A 21,107-nucleotide genomic window follows, 5' to 3' on the forward strand; every position below is an offset into this window, starting at 1 on the left:
CTTGCTCACAAATATGGTACAAAAATTTTTGTAGATGGTGCTCAGTTAGTTCCTCATTGTTCCATAGATATGATGGATCATTCTTCGCCGGAACATATAGACTATCTGGCATTTTCAGCCCATAAGATGTATGCACCTTTTGGCATAGGTGTACTTATAGGTCCTAACTCAACCTTTGGTCAGTGTTCACCGGATTACAAGGGAGGCGGCACTATAGATATTGTCACCCATGACTTTATCAAATGGGCTAAACTGCCGGACAAGGAAGAGGCAGGAACTCCCAATGTAATGGGTGTAGTAGCCTTACTTGAATCAATAAATATATTGAGCTCCATCGGCATGGAGTATATAGACAGATATGAAAGGAGCTTAGCAGAATACGCCTATGACAAACTAACAAAAATACCTGACATGGAGCTTTATGATTTTCATAAAAGGTCCAACGATAGAGTGTCAATTATTCCCTTTAATATAAAAGGTTTGCATCATAGTCAGACAGCCCGAATACTATCCGAGGAGGCCGGCATAGGTGTAAGAAATGGCTGTTTCTGCGCTCAGCCTTATATCCAAAGACTCCTGAATGTAAGTGATGAGGAAATGGAGGAAAGAAAAAAAGGAAATATAAAAAATCCTCCCGGCTTTGTAAGGCTTAGCTTTGGTCTTTATAATACAATTGAAGAAATAAATATATTGACTAGAATACTGGAAAATATTGTAAATAACAAAGGGCACTACATGAAAGAATATCCTTTGGAATCCTAGGAGAGAATAAAGTATGTGTTTTACAGAAGATAAACCAAAGGAGGTATTGCTTTGGCCAAAAAGCTTAATATCCTTATGTTCAGCGGTGAATATGACAAAGCCCTGGCAGCTTTAATACTGGCAAATACTGCAAGACAAATAGGTGTGGATGTGACCATGTTTTTCGCATTCTGGGGTCTCTGTCTTCTAAGAAATCCTGATAACACAGATATGGAAGGAAAGAGTTTTTATGAAAAGCTATTTTCTGCTATGACCCCTAAGGGACCTGAAGAACTGCCCTTATCTAAAATGAATTTTAGCGGCATTGGTAAAGCTATGATGCTTGAGATGATGGATGATAATGAGGCTCCAAAGCTTATTGACTTTTTGAGCGGCGCACGAAAGAAAGGAGTAAAATTCTGCGGTTGTAAGCTTTCAATGGAGATAATGGGTATTGATAAGGATGAACTCATACCTGAGGTGGAGGTAATGGATGCCCAGCAGTATCTGGAGGATGCGTTGGAAGCTGATATGCAGTTGTTTATATGAATGAATTTTTGAATAAGCATATATCCAAGCGGACATATGCTTATTATAATTTATCAAATGGATTCTATAATTAGGTTCTCGTTATGGTTTCGAATCATTTGGAAAGGAACATACTATAATATGATATACTTTAGTGTACTTTAGAGAATCCTTAGTGTCTTTTAGTGTCCTATTATATCCCCAAATAGTCAGCTATATTGGCTTTATCGGTCTTTATTCCTTCGATAATGGGCTCTTTGCAGGTCATGATAGATGTTATCCCAGGGCCATGACCTGCTTTTATGCAATCACTGTGGATTACTACACCAATGGTTACAGCACCCTTTAAATAAGTTCTTCCAAAGCCATTGTCATGATCCCTTAATAGAACTATATCACCAAATCTTAGCTTATCAAGACCATATTCCTTTATTGCCTCCGAATCGCTGGTCATAATATCATAATCCCCACTATATGCAGATACGGCTCCGGTACCAGATCCCATAAGGTATGCAGGAGCCTCAGCAGCTATAGGAATTATGAGCTTTCCATTCTCTTCCCTAATCCCCAGCTTATTAAAAAGCTCTGGATCAATATTCATGATTTTTACCTGAGGATAGTCAACAAGTTCCAACCCCTGCCCCCAAGCTTTAATCAGTATCTTATCATCAACGCTCATATTCTCCAAATCTTCTTCTTTAAAATATACTAATACATGCTCAACCCCGCCATGTTTTCCTGTTACATATCCTAATGCTCCTTTTGCATCACCGCTTACGACTTTCGCAACATTACCAATACAGGATAGCAGATTTAAGCCGCCATTTTCACCATCATTATCATTTCTAATCGATACTCCTGGTTCCACATGGTCACCTACCCAGCCCATGGCAGGGTCTCCTACCTTAACATTATAAGTAATTCCTCCTGTAGCAGGCAAAACTCTAGGTTCTCCCAGATAACTTATTCTATATGGATATTTGGACACAGGATGATGTACCTTCCCCTGTACTGACTGCATGACTAGTTTATACTGATTGGTCTTCAACATATTTACATCTCCTTTAAAGAATATACTCCACTTCATTATTCTATCTCTATGAAGTGGAGTATTCAATGGAATTCCTATTTGATATTAAGCTTTTCCCTAAGCTTAGTCAGCATATCTGTTGTCATTGAAGCTAAATCATATTTTGGATTCCAGCCCCATTCTTCTCTTGCAGCGCTATCATCCAAGGAATCCGGCCAGGATTCTGCAATGGCCTGTCTTACCGGATCTACATCATAATTCATTTCAAATTCAGGTATATGCTTTTTGATTTCTGCAGCTATATGCTCAGGAGCAAAGCTCATAGCTGTTATATTAAATGCATTTCTATGTTTTAATTTTGATGGGTCTGCCTCCATCAAAGCAACTATCGCATCCAATGCGTCTGGCATATACATCATATCCATGTAGGTGCCTTCTGCAATAAATGAATCATATTTCTTATTCTTCAATGCTTCATAGTAGATGTGAACTGCGTAGTCAGTGGTTCCTCCCCCTGGCAGTGTCTCATAGGATATTAGACCGGGATATCTGACTCCTCTAGTGTCCACACCAAATCTCTTGTAATAGTAGTCACACAATAACTCACCGGATACCTTGGTTACACCATACATGGTAGTTGGTCTCTGAATATCATCCTGAGGAGTTTTTACTTTCTGTGAGCCTGGACCAAAGGCAGCTATTGAGCTAGGTGTAAATACAGAGCATCCAAGCTCTCTTGCAACCTCCAGCACATTAAATAACCCGCCCATGTTTACATTCCATGCTTTCACTGGATCTTTTTCTCCAGTTGCCGACAACATTGCTGCAAGATGTATTATGGTATCAACCTTATGCTTTTTCACTGCTTCAGCTATTTCATTGGCATGTTCTACATTTACCAGATCATAGAGGCCGCCTTCCACTACACTGGATCCTTCTGGCTTTCTTCTCCCTGTTGCAACCACATTATCAACACCATAGATTTTTCTCAGGTGAGCAGTAAGTTCCGATCCTATCTGTCCCAGAGAACCAGTTATCAATATTCTTTTCATTGATACACCTCCTATTTTATTGGTTCGCTGCAGTTTTATTTAATCAAATTCAATTCTTTGCCGACTTTTTCAAAGGCTTTTATAGCTTCGTCCAAATCTTCCTTTGTATGAGCAGCCGTGACTATAGTTCTTACTCTTGCTCCATCTCTAGGAACTGTTGGATATACTATGCTTTGAGCAAATACGCCTTCTTCAAAGAGTCTCTTGCTCAGTTCTATAGCAGATCTGTCTTCGCCCGTAATTACAGGAGTTATTGGGGTTTCACTCTTTCCTGTATTGAATCCTAAATCATTCAAACCTTTTTTCAGATATCTTGCATTTTCCCATAGTCTATCTGTAAGTTCCGAGCTTTCAGATAATATGTTTATTGCTTCTAAGCATGCTGCAGCTACTGATGGTGGAGCTGCTGTGCTGAATAGGAATGGTCTTCCTCTGTGATTCAACCATTCTATTAAATTCCTTCTGCCTGCTACATATCCTCCTACTACACCGATAGCTTTGGACAATGTGCCTATCTGTATATCTACTCTTCCATGGAGGTCAAAGTGGTCTGCAGAACCTCTTCCGCTTCTGCCTAATACTCCGCTGGCATGTGCATCGTCTACATATGTAAGACAGCCATATTTTTCTGCCAACTCAACAATCTCAGGTAATTTGGCTATATCTCCATCCATGCTGAATACTCCATCTGTGATAATAAGTTTAGTATTATACTTATCCTTTACCTCTTTTATGACTCTTTCCAAGTCATCCATATCGCTGTGTTTATATCTTACTACATCAGCACGGCTTAAACGGCAACCATCAATTATACTTGCATGATTCAATTCATCGCTTATTATTACATCGCCCTTATCAACTACTGCTGGAATTACACCTGCATTGGCAGTGAATCCGGATTGGAAAACCAGCACTGCTTCCACGTGCTTAAATTCTGCAAGCTTTCTTTCCAACTCTTCATGTATGCTCATGTTTCCTATGATAGTCCTTACTGCACCTGCACCAACACCCCATTTTTCCAAAGCTTCCAAAGCAGCTTTCTTTAGTCTGGGATGGTTTGCAAGACCTAAGTAGTTGTTTGAAGAAAGATTGATTACATTTTTGCCATTGATGACACTTCTAGGTCCTGAAGGACTTTCCAAAACTGCGAGTTTTCTATATACGCCTTGTTCTTTTAGTTCATCCAGTCTTTGGGTTATAAAGTCAAGATCATGAATACCCATTTTACAACCTCCCTATAATTAGAATCTATATAATTATTTGCCTAAAGTTAACCTATTATAATTATATATAAGGAAAATTTACTGTTCAAATCAAAAGGAATCAATTTTTTGAATATTTCATTCAATTAGTTCGTCTATCGCTAACAATCTTGCTATTTTGTCCTTTTCTAAAGTTTGCAAAAAAAATCTCAGAGATGACTCTGAGATTTTTCTATGCTTTTACCTTATAAATCATTTTTTCCTTATAACCTGTTGTAACTTTTATATATCCACTGAGCATTTTATCTGTTTCTTCATCGCCTGTATCAACTAAGAAAGGATTTCCTTTAAGCTCACTTATTTTTTCTTTGGTTGCAGCTACAATTATATTTTCTTTGCCTATGGCTTTCAACACATTGTAGCTTAATTGCTGATTGCCTCTTCCAAACAAATATCCTTGTCCCCCTATAGGAGTGATTACAAGCTTGCATTTATTATATACAGCTATATCTATTAGCTGCTTTTCTGTGACATCCAGTGCATATATTTCCTTGTTCAGAACCACATCAACTCCTAAAAGGGTATAAGGAAGTTTGAGGTTTTCCATGATAGGTCTTGTTGTAGTTCCTGGCCCAATAATGTAATATGTGCCCTCTTCCATATTGTCTATTATGTCCAGTGCTATAGAGTTTTGAGAAGCTTGTTGACTCATGGGAGTTCCGGCTTTTCTATTCTGCACAAACTTTTTTTCAAAAGGAATCTTTAGATAACCATAGAGACTGGTATTAACTTTGCCTGCTCTATATGCTTCTTCATCTATATCCAGCACTTCAACTTCTTCAACCTTTGTAATCTTCTCCATAAGATACAGCCTTGTCAGTTGTCCTGCCTTTGAAGGTGTTTGAGCATATACGGGAGAATGGATCTTCACTCCTGCCGGGATTCCTATTACTACAGCTTTGTCCCCTACAGCCTTGTATATATCCCGAGCTGTACCATCTCCTCCTGCAAAAAGTATCAAGTCTACATTCTCAAGGAGCATAGCTTTGGCTGCTGCCAAGGTATCTTCGCTGGAAGTTGAGTTTGTGCTTTGATTATATACTAATCTAATATTAAAACCCATCTCCATAGCTTCTCTTTCACCCATGTCTCCGCTGCAGGTGAGTATTTCTATTTGATTCTTTATGTCCAAAAGTTCTTCCAGTGCTTTTTTGGCTCTAAGAGGAGCACGGGGCACAGCTCCCAGCTCCAATGCTTTGTCCAGCACTCCGTCTGTGCCTTTAAGCCCTACACTTCCTCCCATGCCGGCTATTGGATTTATTATTAAGCCTAGTTTTTTCATCCTACCATTCCTATCTATGTGTGTTGCGTTGCCTTTAGTATTCCCCTCCCGTCCTGTTTCGTGTTACGTGTTACGGGATTCGGATATTACTCAAATGCACTACTCTTTGTATTTCTTTAAATATGATCTCCAGGTTATTGCCCATTTTTCCGGATCGTCCATGCCAGATTCGTCTACCTGGTGACATACGCTTCTGTGTGGTGCAGTCTTTATTATCTCAGGGCTTTCATAGGCTTCTTTAAATACATGCTTCAATGTTTCAATGTATTCATCCAAATCTTCCTTAGAAGGTGTTTCTGTAGGCTCTAAAGTAGCAGGTTCAGGCACATAGTATGGATGGTGGCTGGTCCAGTAATGCATACCGAAGTCCATCATCCTCCTCTGAATATCTCCTGTAGTTATTCCTGTGTCTTGAGTTAGCTTCTCCAGTGTATATCTTACCTGTTCCACTCTTTGTTTGCCTCGGATATATGGAGCATCTACACAGTCTACTTCCATCAGCTTTTTGAAAAGATAGTTATTGTTTAATACTGCTACCTTAGCAACCTCATATAATCCTTCAGCGCCCATAGACATTATCCATGCATAAGCCTTCAGTACAACAGGAGCAACTCCATTAAACATTCTTATCTTTCCTATGCTGTATGGATTGTTTGTTACTTCATAATTCAAGAAATATTTTTCTCCATCGTAATCTATAAGTGGAGCCGGTAAATATTTTTCCAGTTCCTTAGTAACACCTGTAGCACCTACTGCAGGACCTCCGCAGCCATGAGGTGTTGAGAAGGTCTTGTGAAGGTTGAAGAAGCACATGTCAAATCCTGCTTCCTTTGCCCTTGTAATACCCAATAAACCATTGGCATTGGCCTGGTCATAACCACAGAGCCCGCCTGCCTTGTGAACCAATTCAGTAAATTCTTTTACCCTTGGGTTGTATACTCCCGTATCTTCAGGATTTGCCACTATGAAAGCTGCTGTTCTTTCGCTTACAGCTTCTTTAAAGGCTTCAAAATCCGGATATCCTTCCTCATCTGGATGGATGTAGATTATCTTGTATCCCTTTACTGCAGGTGCTGCAGCATCAGATGGGTGAGAATATATTGTGGTTATTATCTCATCCCTTTGTTCATCCTGGCCTTTATCCCTATGATAGTTTCTTACTATGGATGCCATGGCAAATATTGCCTGGCTTCCACCGCTGGGCTGGAAAGTAAATCTGTCCATACCTGAAATTTCTCTCATGTAAAGATCAGTTTTATACATTATTTCCAATATGCCCTGTACTGTGCTTTCATCCTGTAAGGGATGGAGTTCTGTCATCTCTGGCAATCTTGCCAAAGCTTCATTAACCTTTGGGCTGTATTTTACTGTACAGGTTCCCTGACCTATTTCTATATTTACATCAGCTCCTAAGGTTTCTTGGGAAAGCCTCATATAGTGTCTGAGAACTCTTGGCTGTGATATCTCAGGAAGATTGGGAGCTTCTTTTCTCTTCATGGTTTCAGGAAGAGCTGATATACCATCTCCTACAGCCTTTTCAATCTCTTCTCCTGCTTTTGGCACAAGTATACCTCTCTCGCCCTTTTTGCTAAGCTCGAATATAATGGGTTCGTCCCATTTGGCTTGATGAAAATTTCTTACTTTGAAATTCCTATTTATTCTTTTCATATCTTACCTTCCTTTCTGCCAAAACCATTAAGAATGAAGGATTTCTTCAATGGCCGTGATAAGTTTATCTATGTCCGTCTTTGTATGAATCTCGGTCACACAATACAGGGCGCATTGTCCCATTTCAGGAAACTCTGAAGACAGGTCCTTGCCTCCGAATATGCCTTTAGCAAGAAGCTCTTTGTTTATTTCTTTAACGGTTTTTCCCGTAGCATTGAAGTCTACCACAAATTCCTTGAAGTTTACAGTATTGAATCTGGAGCCGATAACACCCTTTATTTCGTTCAATCTGCTTATTGCATATTGGGATTTTTGAAGGATGTTCTGCCCTAGCTCTTCCATACCCTTAGGTCCCATTGTTGCAAGATATACACCTGCAGTTATTCCCCATAGGGCTGACTGGGTTCCTACATATTCTTTTCCGTGTTCTCTGTGATGTCCAAAGGAAGTTCTGTCATAGGCTACATCACCAAAGCCGTATTCCCCTTCCACAATAGTAGGTGCTATACCGAAAAGTCTTGATGGAAACTCCATAACAAACTTTTCTTCATCCATGGTTGCCATGAAGCCAGACTGGCCGCCGCCATAGTTCATATGGATTCCTAGAGGCTGTAAATCACCGCATACTATGTCTGCTCCATATCTTACAGGAGGCTCCAACACCCCAAGAGAGCTTGGATCTACTCCTACAACACTCAAAGCTCCAACTTCATGAGCCATATCTGATATCTTCTGTCCATTGACTTCTATAAATCCAAGATATGAAGGATTTTCAAAATATACTGCAGCTGTTTTGGAAGACAGTTTGTTTTTTAAATCTTCCAAATCCATAAGCCCTGTATTTTTATCATAGTCTACAGGTACCAAAGTTATATCAGGATCACAATAGTTTTTCATTATCAGGAACTTTTCCTGATCCATTGCCTTTGGCACCAATACTTCCTTCCGGTCCACTATTCTGGATGCCATTCTTACTGCTGTGGAAGCTGCCTGAGCCCAATCCATCGTAGGAACATTTACTACTTCCATATCTACTAATTCGGCTACTAAGCTTTGATACTCAAACAAGCTCTGGAATCTTCCAAAGTCGTTGTAAGGCTCTCCACCATAAGCTGTTAAAAATTCTCCCCTGGAATTTATTTCATCGCATATGGCAGGAACATAGTGCTGCCAGCAACCTGCACCAAGGAAATTCAGGTATTCGTTGCAGCTCTTATTTTTCTTTAACAAGCCTTCCACATGCCTTCTCAATTCATATTCAGATTGAAAGGCTTTGGGAAGATTCATATTTTCTTTCAGTTTTAATTCCTCAGGCACTTCAGCATGGAGCTCTTCCAAACTGTTCAATCCGATTTCCTTCAACATCTCCTGCTGAACTTCAGGCACTGAGTTAGGAATATAGGGATGATTTTTAAAACCTTTTATTGCCATAATATTCTCCTCCAGTATATAAAATAGTTAAGCTATTCCGCCGCCGTCAACTACCAAAGCTGTCCCGGTAACCCAAGCTGATAAATCGCTTGCCAGGAATAGTACTGCATTGGCTATATCTTCAGGTACTCCGAGTCTTTCTAATGGTCTGCCTTTAGCTGAATCCTTAAGGAATGCATTTACTTCACAGCCTAATTGTTCTCCTTCGCTTCTCAGCATTGCAGTATCTGTGTCTCCAGGGTTTACACTATTAACCCTTATATTTTGTGGTCCGTGGTCTATAGCCATGGCACGAGTGAGGTTTACTATTCCACCCTTTACTGCACAATAAGCCGCAGCCTTATCTCCACCTTTAAGTCCCCATCCGGAGCCTGTATTGATTATGCTTCCACCGCCACCTGCTGCCATTACAGGTATAACGAATTTTGACATGAGATATGTTCCCTTAAGACCAACGTCCAGAACGAAGTCCCATTCCTTTTCTTCAAGATCCACAACTGTTTTTCTTACAGTAACTCCTGCATTGTTAAAAAGTATATCTATTCTTCCAAACTTGTTCTTGATGCTTTCAACAGTCTTTTTTACATCTTCTAAAGAAGTCACATCGCATTTGAAGAATTCAGCAGTTCTTCCTGCCTTTCTGATTCTCTCTGCTTCTTCCTCTCCTTTAGGGTTTATATCAACCATTGCTACCTTTGCCCCATAGGCTGTAAGCAGTTCTACTGTGCCTAAACCTATGCCTGAAGCAGATCCTGTTATAACCGCTACCTTTCCTTCTAAATTCAGGACATCTTTTTTTTGCAACATCCTAACCCCTCCTTGAAAAATTTATTTTGATATATATATTTGCACATTTTATGCCAAAACCTTTTTTTATAGATAATTATTTTAATTAATGCTCTTTCTCGCTACATATGTGTTTTTTCAACAGTTTCAGAAAATAGGTTTTTGTTCCTTCATATGATGTCTATTTTATATTTTGTCATATTTGGCATATTTATTGCCATTTAAGACTATTCGATGTATAATGAATATGTCTAGAGAAATGAGGTGTTAATATGAGCTATTTATCCAATTATAAAAGCATGTTTAAACCAATGATTCGAGTTATAAACCACTCTTTAAACCTGGAGTGTGCAATATTCGATACAGATAGTAATTTAATTTCCTGTACACCCCTTTATCTGAAGAGAAAGGGCAATTCTGTCCATGCTCCATTCATCGAGGAAGTAATAAATAATGGCAATACTTTAGTGAATAAGCCCGGTTACATGAAATCCTGCATAGGCTGTCGATTCAAGGAGCATTGCCCTTCCACCATAGAACTGTTGAAATGCATTAAGATGGAGGACAACCCTATAGGTGTAATAGCACTCACATCCTTTACAAAATCAGGCCATGATAGAATCACCAATAATATAGATGTCTATACCAGTATTCTCGATGAGCTCACATCTATGCTGGTAAACATGATATATTATCATGAGAAAAGCAATAAGACCTTGGCTATAGAGGAAATGCTCCAATGCGCTTTAGATATCTCTGATGACAGCATGATAATTACCGACAAATTGGGCACAGTTTCTTATGGAAATGAATCAGCTCTTAGTCTATTTTCCTTTTGCAGCTTCTATACTCAAACATTGGATCAGATATTTCCTGAGGATATGAAAAATAGAGTTTTGGAAGGTCAAAAAATTGAGAACGAGCTTGTAAGGATAAATAATGAGTTTTTATTTGTAAACAGTGCACCTATTTTACATGATGGGAATTTTATGGGCTCAGCCATAAGATTCAGTCAAAATAAGGAATCCAAATACAGCAAAAAGACCTCTGGCAGATCTAACGTTGATATAAATCTTGATGCAATAAAAGGCAAAAGCTCTGCCATAGATGACTTGAAGAAAAAAGTAAGAAAAATTGCAAACAGCACTTCAACAGTGCTGATAACAGGCGAAACAGGAACAGGTAAAGGACTTCTGGCAAAAGCTATACATGCTGAAAGCATTAGAGCGAACCATCCTTTTATAATGGTAAATTGTACAAGCATACCTGAAAGCCTGTTTGAAAGTGAACTCTTCGGCTATGAAGAAGGGGCATTTACAGGGGCTAAGAAAGGTGGAAAACCGGGCAGGTTTGAACTGGCTCAAAAGGGCACTATTTTTCTTGATGAAATAGGTGAAATGCCTCTGGCTATGCAGGCTAAGCTTTTGAAGGTACTTCAGGAATACAGCATAGAAAGGGTAGGAGGCATCACATCCATACCTGTTGATGTTAGGGTAATAGCTGCAACTAATAAAGATCTGGACGAATTAATAAAAGAGGGAAATTTCAGGGAAGACTTGTATTACAGGCTTAATGTTATACCCCTTTACCTGCCCCCTTTAAAAGAAAGAAAAGAAGATATAGAAACCTTAGCAAAGGAATTTCTTCATAAGTATAATGACAAACTGAACAAAAATATATCAGGTTTCTCCAATGAGGTGATGAACTTTTTCATGAGCTATTCCTGGCCAGGCAACATAAGGGAGCTTGAAAACATAATAGAATATGCTGTAAATATGTCAGATGATATAATAGATATTGATGACATACCAGAGAAGTATTCTGCCATCAATAGAGAAGCAAATGAAACAATCAAATCAAAAATTGAAAATGTTGAACTGGAGATGATTAAGCAAGCTTTGGATAAGTATGGCTGGGATGTAAAAGGTAAGGCAATGGCAGCCGAGGAACTGGGCATGGGCTTAAGAACATTATATAGAAAGCTGAAGAATCTTTCTTAGTCTTCAGCTTTTTTAATCCTATATTGTTGAATTTTTTTGCTGGAATCCATAAGGTTTCTTAAAAATGCCTCCAGCTCATCAGACAAATCTTTATTCTTCAGGTGGGCTATGGCATTTTTTATTACAGCTTTTTCTCTTTGAGAGTCGAGGATTTGCATACCCTTTTGTTTCTTGATGTCTCCTATTTTTATAGCAAGTTCCATCCTTTTTTCAAAGAGTTCCACCAACTGTTCATCTATTATATCAATTTCCTTCCTCAAAATCTCCAATTCTTCCAAATTCATTCCTCCTGTCCACTAACAATATCTACAATAGTCACTATTATATTTCAGCATATATCCTTCACTATGACCTAGGGTGCCATGAAGTAGTGTGATATATATAAATCTAATATAGCTATAGCAGCGGTAGCTTCCACAACAGGTACCGCTCTTGGTACGATGCAGGGATCGTGTCTGCCCTTTATATTGAGTTCCACCTCTTCCATTTTCCCCATATCCACACTTCTCTGAGTTTTTCCTATAGATGATGTAGGCTTGATGGCCACCCTGAATATTATAGGCATTCCAGTAGTGATGCCCCCCTGGATGCCACCGCTGTGATTGGTCTTGGTCCTTACTGCTCCATCTTGTATATAAAACTCATCATTAGCTTCAGAACCTCTCATTCTGCTGATATCAAAGCCTGAGCCAAACTCCACTCCCTTTACTCCAGGTATGGAGAAAAGAATATGTGAAAGCCGGCTCTCTACAGAATCAAAAAATGGCTCTCCTATTCCGGCGGGCAATCCGATAACGGCACACTCAATACTTCCACCTATGGAATCCTCTTCAGCTTTAGCTGATAATACTTCGTCTTTCAGCAAATCCACTTTGTTCTCATCTAAAACAGGTAAAACCATATTACCTAGCTTATGCAGTAAATCACTATCTATATTAATCGGATTAAAGGAATCATCTTCAATCAAACCTATACTTTTTATATGAGAACCAATATGTATACCTTTCTCCTCCAGTATCTGCCTGCATATAGCTCCTGTAAAAACTATTGGCGCTGTAATTCTTCCGGAGAAGTGGCCTCCTCCCCTATAGTCATTATAGCCTTTATATTTTATCCTTCCTGTATAATCCCCATGACCTGGTCGTGGCACATCTTTCATGTATTCATAATCATTAGATCTGGTATCATTGTTTTTGACAATAAAGGCGAGAGGAGTACCAGTAGTATAACTATTGAAGTATCCACTTAATATCTGGAAATCATCATCTTCCCTTCTGGATGTAGAAATGTCACTTTGCCCCGGTGCCCTTCTCTTCATCTGAAATCTTATAGCATTCAAGTCCAGCTTAATTCCCGGAGGCAACCCATCTATGACTGCTCCTATGGCTTCACCATGGGATTCACCGAAAATAGATATTTTTATTCTATTGCCCCATACTCCACTCACTGATTTCACCTCCCAACTGAGCCAGGTCGAACCGTTCCCGATGGCTCACTAGTTCCTCGTAGTCCTTCCAAAAATCAGGATAAGATTTACTTACTGCTTCTTCTCCCATTATTACAAGAGGTATCTTACACCTTGTAGCCGCTACTGCCAGAGCCATGGCTATTCTGTGATCATTCCAGCAGTCTACAGTACCACCTGTGAAGCTTTCCACCCCTTCTATAATCAAACTGTCATCCAGTTCTGAAATTTTACCACCTATTTTATTCAGTTCCCTGGCAATTGCTTTAAGTCTATCAGATTCCTTTAACCTCAATCTACCAGCATTTTTTATGATAGTTCTACCTTCGCTTAAAGCTGCCATTACAGCAATTATTGGTACTAGATCAGGTATTTGAGAGGCATCTATATCTATGGCCTTTAGATTGCTTTTATAAGCTATTATCCTGTCTTTATCTATTTCCAGCTTACCTCTCATGGCTTGTATTATTTTCAGTATGTTCCTATCCCCCTGTAGCGAGTTCAGGTTTAGGCCCTTGCAAGCAACCGAGCCGGATAATACTCCCGCAGCAAGCCAGAAAGCTGCTTGGGAAAAGTCTCCCTCCACATCGAAAGTTGTGGAAATATATTTTTGATTACCTTTAATGTAGAAGCTGTTATAGTTGTTATTCTCCACATGGACACCAAAGTTCTTCAGTACATCAATGGTTAAATCCACATAACCCTTTGATTGAAGGGGAGTCTCCATGATTATCTTTGAATCATCCTCTAGTAGAGGCAGCACAAACAGCAATCCTGTTATAAACTGGGAGCTTATATCTCCTCTGACATAAAAATTATCTGGTTCCAGCCTGCCATATATAGTCAGAGGCAGCTCTCCATCATTGTTTCTATACTCAATACCCTGCTTTTCGAATATTTCATAGTATATATTCAAAGGCCTTTCTATGAGCTTCCCTCTTCCTTTGAAAGTCACTTTACCACCTGTCAATGCTGCTATAGGTATGAGAAACCTTAGTGTGGAACCTGATTCAATGCAGTCAATGATAGTTTCAACTGGCTTCAGTTTTCCTTTCCCATATATGATGATTTGATGCCTGTTACCTTCATCTTTTCGGATTTCTATGCGAACACCTAGAGATATCAAAGCATTACATGTTGCCTTTATATCTTCAGAAAGCATTATATTTCGAATTGTGCTTTTACCTTGCGACAAGGCACCAGCTATTATGGCTCTGTGGCTTATGCTTTTTGACGGTGGGACATGCACAGTACCATTAAGTCCCTTTGGCAAAATCTCTATAGCCATATATCAATCTCATCCTTTTTAATATTGTGAATATAGGCTTCACCTATTTTTTTCAGAAGTATCAGATTTATGCTGTCTCCTCTTGTTTTCTTGTCCTTGAGCACATATTCTCTGATCCTGGATTTATCCATCTCTGAAAGGGTGTAAGGAAGATTATATCTTTTCAACAGCTTTATCATATTGTCCAAAGTTCCCTCTTGGGTTAAACCCATGGCTTCAGCCCTCGATGTTATATGTACCATTCCAAGGGCTACTGCTTCTCCATGGCTGTATCTGGAATAATCATAATATTTTTCTATGGCATGACCAAAGGTATGTCCAAAATTCAGGAGCATTCTTGTTCCATTATCCTTTTCATCGACCCTTACCAATTCTGCTTTAATAGCACAGCATTTTTCAATAATACCATCAATATTTGGTGAAGATATTATTTCACCCATATTCTCCAGACGCTCAAAAAGACCCTCATTATCTATGCAAGCATACTTTATTACCTCGCCCATACCATCTGATATATATTTCTCATCAAGTGTCACCAAAAGTTCCGGATCAATTATAACTGTCTCAGGCTGGTGGAAACTTCCTATCAGATTTTTGCCTTCTTTCAGATTTATCCCCACTTTCCCTCCTATGCTGCTGTCAACCTGAGCAACAAGGGTTGTGGGTATCTGTATATACCTGATTCCTCTCAACAGTACTGAGGCTGCAAATCCTCCCAGATCTCCTGGAACACCACCTCCAAAAGTGACTATCAGATCTCCTCTGGTAATGCCACCCTCGAGAAGAAGGGAGCAAATCTTCTCAAGGGAATTGATAGACTTGCTGCTCTCTCCCGCCTCAAACTCTACAATGACCGATTCATAGCCTTCCTTCCCAAGACTGGCTTTGAGCTTTTCTCCATAGAGTCTGTTAACATTTGAATCAGTTACAATTCCTATTTTTTTGCCTGTATAGAGCTTTTTAATAATTATACCGCATTCTTTAATAATACCTTTCTTTATGTAAACAGAATAAATCTTGGAGTCTGTTGCTACTCCTACTATCCTCAATGCAATCACTTCCTCCCATTAATAATTCTTCAACGCATGTTGATTTACCTGTTACTATGTAGATAAGTAGAGAGATTTATACAATGAAATTGTTCACATATACTTCCATTTATTTTTTATATGGTATAAAGAAATTTAAATAATTGTCAATTCGATAATAATTGAATAATTATATGCTGCTTACAAATTACCATTAAAATAATTATTTATCAATCATATAATCAAATTTTTGTTTTCGACAATTAATTTGCATATTATTAGGCATAATAAATGCATAAGAGCAAATGTTGTAAAAGGAAGGAGGATTCATTATTAATGAACAAAAAAATACTATGGAAATCTAATACTATGAAGGTTGACAAAAAGGCGGATTTAGATTTTCTAAGTGAAAAGGAAATAGGAAAGGCAAGAAAGTTTCATGAAAGCTTTCCTCAATATACAAAAACTCCACTTGTTAGCTTGGATAACTTATCAAAAAAGCTGGGAGTTGGAGGCTTATATATAAAGGATGAGTCCTATAGATTTGGTCTTAATGCTTTCAAGGTTCTTGGCGGTTCCTATGCCATGTCAAAGTACCTTGCTCAAAAGCTTGGCAAGGATATTTCAGAGTTGAATTATGAAAAACTAACCTCGGAGGAAATAAGAAAACAACTGGGTGAGATTACCTTTGTTACAGCAACTGACGGAAATCATGGAAGAGGTGTCGCATGGACAGCAGCTCAGTTAAAGCAAAAATCCGTTGTATATATGCCAAAGGGCTCATCGCAGACCAGGCTGGAAAACATCAGAAAAGAAGGTGCAGAAGCCTCAATACAAGACATGAACTATGATGATGCTGTAAGGCTCGCAGCGGAAAACGCTAAAAAATATGGCTGGGTTGTGGTCCAGGATACAGCATGGGAAGGCTATGAGGATATTCCTGCCTGGATTATGCAAGGATATGGCACTATGGCTTCAGAAGCCTTGGAGCAATTGAATTCCTTAGGAGTCGAAAGGCCTACCCACATATTTGTTCAGGCAGGTGTTGGATCATTAGCAGGAGCAGTACAAGGGTTTTTCGCTTCTGTATTCAAAGATAATTGTCCTACAACTGTTGTCGTAGAAGCAGATGAAGCAGCATGTCTGTACAAATCAGCACTGCAGAATGATGGGAAACCTCAAATTGTAACTGGTGACATGCCGACCATAATGGCAGGCCTGGCCTGCGGAGAACCAAACATCATAGGCTGGGAAGTCCTTAAATCCTACAGCAGCATGTTTGTTTCATGCCCTGACTGGGTTTCTGCAAAGGGTATGAGAATGTTGGGTAATCCTATGAAAGGAGATGAAAGAGTTATTTCCGGTGAATCCGGGGCTGTAACTCTCGGATTGCTTGCAGCAATCATGACCAGGGATGAACTGAAGGATATGAGAGAAGCCTTGAAGCTTGATGAGAATTCCAGAGTGCTTTTCTTCAGCACCGAAGGAGACACAGATCCTGATAAATATCGCAGTATAGTATGGGATGGGGAATATCCATCCTATGAATAATCATAAAAAAACACAGGAAAGAGGGAATTAGAATGGATTTTGCAAAAATAAAAGCAACTTCAGAAAGCTATTTGCCACAAATGACTAAGTTCTTGAGAGATCTTATAAGAATTCCTGGAGAAAGCACCGAAGAAGAAGGTGTTATCAATAGAATAGCCCAGGAAATGAGAGATCTCCAATTTGACAAAGTTGAGATTGACCCTATGGGTAATGTCCTTGGTTTTATGGGTACTGGCGATACGCTCATAGCCTTTGATGCACACATTGATACAGTTGGAATAGGTGAAAAAAGCAATTGGAAATTTGATCCTTATGAAGGATATGAAAACGAAGAAGAAATAGGAGGTCGCGGAGCATCAGACCAGCTTGGCGGCATAGTATCAAGCGTATACGGTGCCAAAATAATGAAGGACTTGGGACTTCTCAATGACAAATACCAAGTCCTGGTGACAGGAACAGTACAGGAAGAGGACTGCGACGGACTTTGCTGGCAGTATATCATAAATGAGGATAAGATAAGGCCTGAGTTTGTTGTTATAACAGAACCTACCAACGGCAATATATACCGTGGTCAGCGTGGAAGAATGGAAATCCGAGTGGAAGTCAAAGGTGTTTCATGCCATGGTTCAGCTCCGGAGCGTGGAGACAATGCTATTTATAAAATGGCTGAAATATTGGATGAAGTCAAAGATCTAAACAACAGGCTCAAGGATGACCCATTCCTTGGCAAAGGAACACTGGCAGTCTCTCAAATATTCTTTAATTCACCATCTCGCTGCGCAGTTGCAGACATGTGTGCCATATCCATCGACAGGCGTTTGACAGATGGCGAAACATATGAAAGTGCACTAAAAGAGATTTCTGTTCTGCCGTCAGTAAAGAAATATAATGCAGAAGTTACAATGTACAAATATGACAGACCAAGCTATAAGAATCTTGTTTACCCAACAGACTGCTTCTTCCCAACATGGGTTATTCCTGAAGACCATCCTGCTACAAAAGCAATGGTTAAATCCTATGAAGGTATGTATGGAACTCCAAAAGTTGATAAATGGACTTTCTCCACAAACGGTGTTTCTATAATGGGCAGATATGGAATTCCATGTATTGGCTTCGGCCCAGGTAAAGAAGAAGAAGCCCATGCTCCAAACGAGAAAACATGGAAAGCAGACCTGGTAAAATGCGCTGCAGTTTATGCTGCATTGCCAACCATATATGTCAACGAAATGAAAAAATAGTTTAAGAAACATTGAGGAGGTTTAACATGTTAAATGTAGAGCAATTTGTTAATAAGCTCAATGAGCTTAACTTTAAAGATATGTATCAAAATGATTTCTTTGAGACATGGAAAAAATCCGATGACGAGCTGAAAGCAGTATTTACTGTAGCTGATGCATTGAGACATCTCAGAGAAAACAATGTATCAACACGAATTTTTGATAGCGGGCTTGGTATATCCTTGTTTCGCGACAATTCAACTCGTACTCGTTTTAGCTACGCAAGTGCATGCAACCTTCTAGGTCTTGAAGTACAGGATCTGGATGAAGAAAAATCCCAAATAGCCCACGGAGAAACCGTTCGTGAAACTGCAAATATGATTTCCTTCATGGCTGATGTTATAGGAATTCGTGATGATATGTATATAGGTAAAGGCAACGCATATATGAGGGAAGTTGCTAAAGCCGTCGAAGAAGGCTATAAGGAAGGTGTATTAGATCAAAGGCCTACCCTCGTCGACTTGCAGTGTGATATAGACCACCCGACTCAGACCATGGCAGATTTGCTCCATGTAGCTCACACTTTTGGTGGATTTGAGAACCTTAAAGGAAAAAAAGTAGCCATGACATGGGCATATTCCCCATCCTATGGTAAGCCCCTTTCCGTACCCCAGGGCATAATCGGACTATTCACTCGCTTTGGTATGGAAGTTGTGTTGGCCCATCCAGAAGGATATGAAGTGATGCCCGAGGTTGAAGAGGTGGCAAAGAAAAATGCTCAGGCTTCGGGTGGAAGCTATCGCAAAACAAATAATATGGCAGAAGCCTTTGAAAATGCCGATATAGTATATCCGAAGAGCTGGGCTCCCTTTGCGGCTATGGAGAAAAGAACCAATCTCTATGGAAATGGAGACTTTGACGGTATTAAAGCTTTAGAAAAAGAACTTCTGGCCCAAAATGCTCAACATAAGGACTGGGAGTGCACAGAGAAGTTAATGAAGACAACCAAAGATGGTAAAGCTCTATATATGCACTGTCTGCCTGCAGATATAACAGGTGTAAGCTGCAAAGAAGGAGAAGTTGAAGCTTCTGTATTTGATCGTTACAGAGTTCCTTTATATAAAGAAGCAAGCTATAAACCATATATAATTGCGGCTATGATTTTTCTGGCCAAGGTTCAGAATCCTCAGGAGGTTCTTTCTCAACTTGCAAAAAACAATGTCAGGAGAGGATATAAATAATAATCATTCAGTGGGGGATCTAACCCCCACTCTATATTCTGAACAGAAAAGAGGAGATAACTATGGCAAGAAGCAGTAGAAGCCAGGGGGATAGAAACGATTTATTATATCAATTAGACGGTCGACCTCCTTTGGGAAAAGCATTACCATTAGGTCTTCAACATATTTTGGCAATGTTTACAGGCAACCTTGCTCCTATATTTGTGCTTACAGGTGTCCTTGGTGTGACCCCCGCTGATAGGGTTATCATGATCCAATGTGCTATGTTCGTTTCTGGCCTAACAACTTTCGTACAGCTTTATCCTATTAGAATTGGAAAGTTCAGAATAGGTGCAAGGCTTCCTATTGTTATGGGTACCGCCTTTGCCTTTGTGCCTACAATGCAGGCCATAGGAGAGAACCTTGTAGGAAATGAAGGGCTGGCTCCAAATGTAGCTTTGAGTATAGTACTTGGAGGCTGCTTGTTTGGTGGATTTGTAGAAATACTTATGGGTATTTTCATTAAATATCTGAAAAGATTCTTCCCTCCGCTGGTAGTAGGTTCTGTTCTGATTACCATTGGAATCAAGCTTTTGTCCACAGGTGCCAATTACTTCATAGGTTCCCCTAAAACACCGGAAGAATTTAATCCCATTAATCTTTTCCTGGGATTCTCTGTATTTCTCACTATTATCCTTATCAATAAATATGCAAAGGGCGTATTGAAAGCCTCTTCCATATTAGTAGGGATAATAGTAGGGTATATCCTGGCAATTGTCACAAATATGGTAAACTTCAGCACTATAGCAAATGCAGACTGGATAAGCATACCTATGCCCCTTTATTTCAAACCTATACTTCGCTGGGATATCTTGATATCCTTTATAGCATTATATATTGTATCAGGCCTTGAAACCATTGGTAATACCAGTGGCATCACAATAGCTGCCTTCGATAGAGATGCAACACCTGAAGAAACGTCAGGAGCCTTATTGGCAGATGCTGTAGGTTCACAGGTTGCAGCAGTATTTAACACCCTTCCCAACACTGCTTTTGGGCAAAATGCAGGTATAGTGGCTATGACGGGAATTGTCAACCGTTTCTGCATAGCTACAGGTGCCGCAATACTTGTATTAGCTGGGTTCTTCCCCAAAATAGGAGCTGTTTTCTCCGCAATGCCCAACAGTGTTTTAGGTGGTGCTGTCATCACAGTATTTGCCATGATCCTTTTAAATGGCATAAAAATGATAGCTAAGGCAGGATTCAATGATATAAATAATTTAATTGTAGGTATCACATTTGGCCTTGGATACGGTGTTGGAAACCTGCCAGCAGCAATAAAATCAAGATTTCCTGTATTTCTCCAGTATATCTTCCAAGAGCCTGTTGCGGCTGTATGTATTGTAAGTATTATAGCATCACTGCTCTTTAGAACTTTTCAAGAAGAAGCCTAACACTTACCTAAAAAGCTGTTCAGCAATTTTCGCTGAACAGCTTTTTATACCTCTATTTTTTCTTCCTGTATGCTGTGTCCTCCAAAGGCAGCTTAGTCCTGAAC

Annotated in this window: 18 protein-coding genes; 7 read left to right on the forward strand and 11 right to left on the reverse strand. The window is 39.5% G+C overall.

From position 1 onward, the window contains the following. Positions 1-762: aminotransferase class V-fold PLP-dependent enzyme (locus ACESM9_RS08420; protein WP_372997221.1), on the forward strand; the 762-nt coding region annotated here is incomplete at its 5' end. A 51-nt stretch (positions 763-813) separates the two neighbouring features. Beyond that, complete coding sequence (locus tag ACESM9_RS08425; protein ID WP_372997223.1) at positions 814-1,290, forward strand: DsrE/DsrF/DrsH-like family protein; 477 nt, start codon at positions 814-816, stop codon at positions 1,288-1,290. Between the two features lie 172 nt (positions 1,291-1,462). On the opposite strand, the gene ACESM9_RS08430 is transcribed toward ACESM9_RS08425, so the two are convergent. From ACESM9_RS08430 to ACESM9_RS08460, 7 genes are all read right to left on the reverse strand, one after another. Beyond that, positions 1,463-2,320 carry a DUF4438 domain-containing protein gene (locus ACESM9_RS08430; protein WP_372997225.1) on the reverse strand — a complete coding sequence of 286 codons (858 nt, stop codon included), beginning with the start codon at positions 2,318-2,320 and terminating at the stop codon, positions 1,463-1,465. A 74-nt stretch (positions 2,321-2,394) separates the two neighbouring features. Next, positions 2,395-3,351, reverse strand: coding sequence for an L-threonine 3-dehydrogenase (locus ACESM9_RS08435; RefSeq protein ID WP_372997227.1), 957 nt, complete (start codon positions 3,349-3,351; stop codon positions 2,395-2,397). Between the two features lie 35 nt (positions 3,352-3,386). Then, positions 3,387-4,574: a glycine C-acetyltransferase gene (locus ACESM9_RS08440; protein ID WP_372997229.1), complete on the reverse strand. Its 1,188-nt coding sequence runs from the start codon at positions 4,572-4,574 to the stop codon at positions 3,387-3,389. A 211-nt stretch (positions 4,575-4,785) separates the two neighbouring features. After that, on the reverse strand, positions 4,786-5,895 hold the full coding sequence (locus ACESM9_RS08445) for an ATP-NAD kinase family protein (protein ID WP_372997231.1): 1,110 nt from the start codon (positions 5,893-5,895) through the stop codon (positions 4,786-4,788). Between the two features lie 99 nt (positions 5,896-5,994). Continuing rightward, on the reverse strand, positions 5,995-7,563 hold the full coding sequence (gene gcvPB, locus ACESM9_RS08450) for an aminomethyl-transferring glycine dehydrogenase subunit GcvPB (protein ID WP_372997233.1): 1,569 nt from the start codon (positions 7,561-7,563) through the stop codon (positions 5,995-5,997). A 27-nt stretch (positions 7,564-7,590) separates the two neighbouring features. Further along, positions 7,591-8,994, reverse strand: a complete 1,404-nt coding sequence (gene gcvPA, locus ACESM9_RS08455) for an aminomethyl-transferring glycine dehydrogenase subunit GcvPA (RefSeq protein ID WP_372997235.1) — start codon at positions 8,992-8,994, stop codon at positions 7,591-7,593. A gap of 27 nt (positions 8,995-9,021) precedes the next feature. Next, positions 9,022-9,801: an SDR family NAD(P)-dependent oxidoreductase gene (locus ACESM9_RS08460; RefSeq protein WP_372997237.1), complete on the reverse strand. Its 780-nt coding sequence runs from the start codon at positions 9,799-9,801 to the stop codon at positions 9,022-9,024. 251 nt (positions 9,802-10,052) lie between these two features. Here ACESM9_RS08460 and ACESM9_RS08465 point away from each other — a divergent pair, with 251 nt between their 5' ends. After that, positions 10,053-11,780 (forward strand): sigma-54 interaction domain-containing protein, encoded by a 1,728-nt coding sequence (locus tag ACESM9_RS08465; protein ID WP_372997239.1) that lies wholly within the window; start codon positions 10,053-10,055, stop codon positions 11,778-11,780. On the opposite strand, the gene ACESM9_RS08470 is transcribed toward ACESM9_RS08465, so the two are convergent. The 4 genes from ACESM9_RS08470 to aroB all read right to left on the reverse strand — a co-directional run bounded on the left by ACESM9_RS08470 (position 11,777) and on the right by aroB (position 15,582). Then, entirely contained in the window at positions 11,777-12,058 is a 282-nt protein-coding gene (locus ACESM9_RS08470) for a chorismate mutase (RefSeq protein ID WP_372997241.1), read from the reverse strand. The two genes, ACESM9_RS08465 and ACESM9_RS08470, sit on opposite strands and share 4 nt — an antisense overlap. Positions 12,059-12,132: 74 nt before the next feature. Further along, positions 12,133-13,227: a chorismate synthase gene (aroC, locus tag ACESM9_RS08475; RefSeq protein WP_372997243.1), complete on the reverse strand. Its 1,095-nt coding sequence runs from the start codon at positions 13,225-13,227 to the stop codon at positions 12,133-12,135. Next, positions 13,205-14,533, reverse strand: a complete 1,329-nt coding sequence (gene aroA / locus ACESM9_RS08480; RefSeq protein WP_372997245.1) for a 3-phosphoshikimate 1-carboxyvinyltransferase — start codon at positions 14,531-14,533, stop codon at positions 13,205-13,207. Before aroA ends, aroC begins: the two co-directional genes overlap by 23 nt. Continuing rightward, complete coding sequence (aroB, locus tag ACESM9_RS08485; protein WP_372997247.1) at positions 14,524-15,582, reverse strand: 3-dehydroquinate synthase; 1,059 nt, start codon at positions 15,580-15,582, stop codon at positions 14,524-14,526. The genes aroA and aroB overlap by 10 nt, the downstream gene beginning before the upstream one ends. A 315-nt stretch (positions 15,583-15,897) precedes the next feature. On the opposite strand from aroB, the gene dpaL reads away from it, so the two are divergent. The 4 genes from dpaL (at position 15,898) to ACESM9_RS08505 (ending at position 21,003) form a co-directional block, all read left to right on the forward strand. Then, positions 15,898-17,112 carry a diaminopropionate ammonia-lyase gene (gene dpaL, locus ACESM9_RS08490; RefSeq protein WP_372997249.1) on the forward strand — a complete coding sequence of 405 codons (1,215 nt, stop codon included), beginning with the start codon at positions 15,898-15,900 and terminating at the stop codon, positions 17,110-17,112. A gap of 32 nt (positions 17,113-17,144) precedes the next feature. Beyond that, a complete protein-coding gene (locus tag ACESM9_RS08495) occupies positions 17,145-18,350 on the forward strand; it encodes a YgeY family selenium metabolism-linked hydrolase (RefSeq protein WP_372997251.1) in 1,206 nt (401 codons plus the stop codon). Positions 18,351-18,376: 26 nt separating this feature from the next. Then, positions 18,377-19,570, forward strand: coding sequence for a knotted carbamoyltransferase YgeW (ygeW, locus tag ACESM9_RS08500; protein WP_372997253.1), 1,194 nt, complete (start codon positions 18,377-18,379; stop codon positions 19,568-19,570). A 62-nt stretch (positions 19,571-19,632) separates the two neighbouring features. Next, on the forward strand, positions 19,633-21,003 hold the full coding sequence (locus tag ACESM9_RS08505; RefSeq protein ID WP_372997255.1) for a uracil-xanthine permease family protein: 1,371 nt from the start codon (positions 19,633-19,635) through the stop codon (positions 21,001-21,003). The last annotated feature ends 104 nt before the right edge of the window (positions 21,004-21,107 follow it).

Origin of the sequence: Lutispora sp., assembly GCF_041687175.1 — a bacterium.
In the GTDB taxonomy this organism is placed as follows: Bacteria; Bacillota; Clostridia; order Lutisporales; family Lutisporaceae; genus Lutispora.

Excerpts from the sequence above, each read along its gene's own strand:
- ACESM9_RS08430 (WP_372997225.1), bottom strand. The coding sequence starts at position 2,320 with ATGTTGAAGACCAATCAGTATAAACTAGTCATGCAGTCAGTACAGGGG.
- ACESM9_RS08435 (WP_372997227.1), bottom strand. The coding sequence starts at position 3,351 with ATGAAAAGAATATTGATAACTGGTTCTCTGGGACAGATAGGATCGGAA.
- ACESM9_RS08440 (WP_372997229.1), bottom strand. The coding sequence starts at position 4,574 with ATGGGTATTCATGATCTTGACTTTATAACCCAAAGACTGGATGAACTA.
- ACESM9_RS08445 (WP_372997231.1), bottom strand. The coding sequence starts at position 5,895 with ATGAAAAAACTAGGCTTAATAATAAATCCAATAGCCGGCATGGGAGGA.
- gcvPB (WP_372997233.1), bottom strand. The coding sequence starts at position 7,563 with ATGAAAAGAATAAATAGGAATTTCAAAGTAAGAAATTTTCATCAAGCC.
- gcvPA (WP_372997235.1), bottom strand. The coding sequence starts at position 8,994 with ATGGCAATAAAAGGTTTTAAAAATCATCCCTATATTCCTAACTCAGTG.
- ACESM9_RS08460 (WP_372997237.1), bottom strand. The coding sequence starts at position 9,801 with ATGTTGCAAAAAAAAGATGTCCTGAATTTAGAAGGAAAGGTAGCGGTT.
- ACESM9_RS08465 (WP_372997239.1), top strand. The coding sequence starts at position 10,053 with ATGAGCTATTTATCCAATTATAAAAGCATGTTTAAACCAATGATTCGA.
- aroA (WP_372997245.1), bottom strand. The coding sequence starts at position 14,533 with ATGGCTATAGAGATTTTGCCAAAGGGACTTAATGGTACTGTGCATGTC.
- dpaL (WP_372997249.1), top strand. The coding sequence starts at position 15,898 with ATGAACAAAAAAATACTATGGAAATCTAATACTATGAAGGTTGACAAA.
- ACESM9_RS08495 (WP_372997251.1), top strand. The coding sequence starts at position 17,145 with ATGGATTTTGCAAAAATAAAAGCAACTTCAGAAAGCTATTTGCCACAA.
- ygeW (WP_372997253.1), top strand. The coding sequence starts at position 18,377 with ATGTTAAATGTAGAGCAATTTGTTAATAAGCTCAATGAGCTTAACTTT.
- ACESM9_RS08505 (WP_372997255.1), top strand. The coding sequence starts at position 19,633 with ATGGCAAGAAGCAGTAGAAGCCAGGGGGATAGAAACGATTTATTATAT.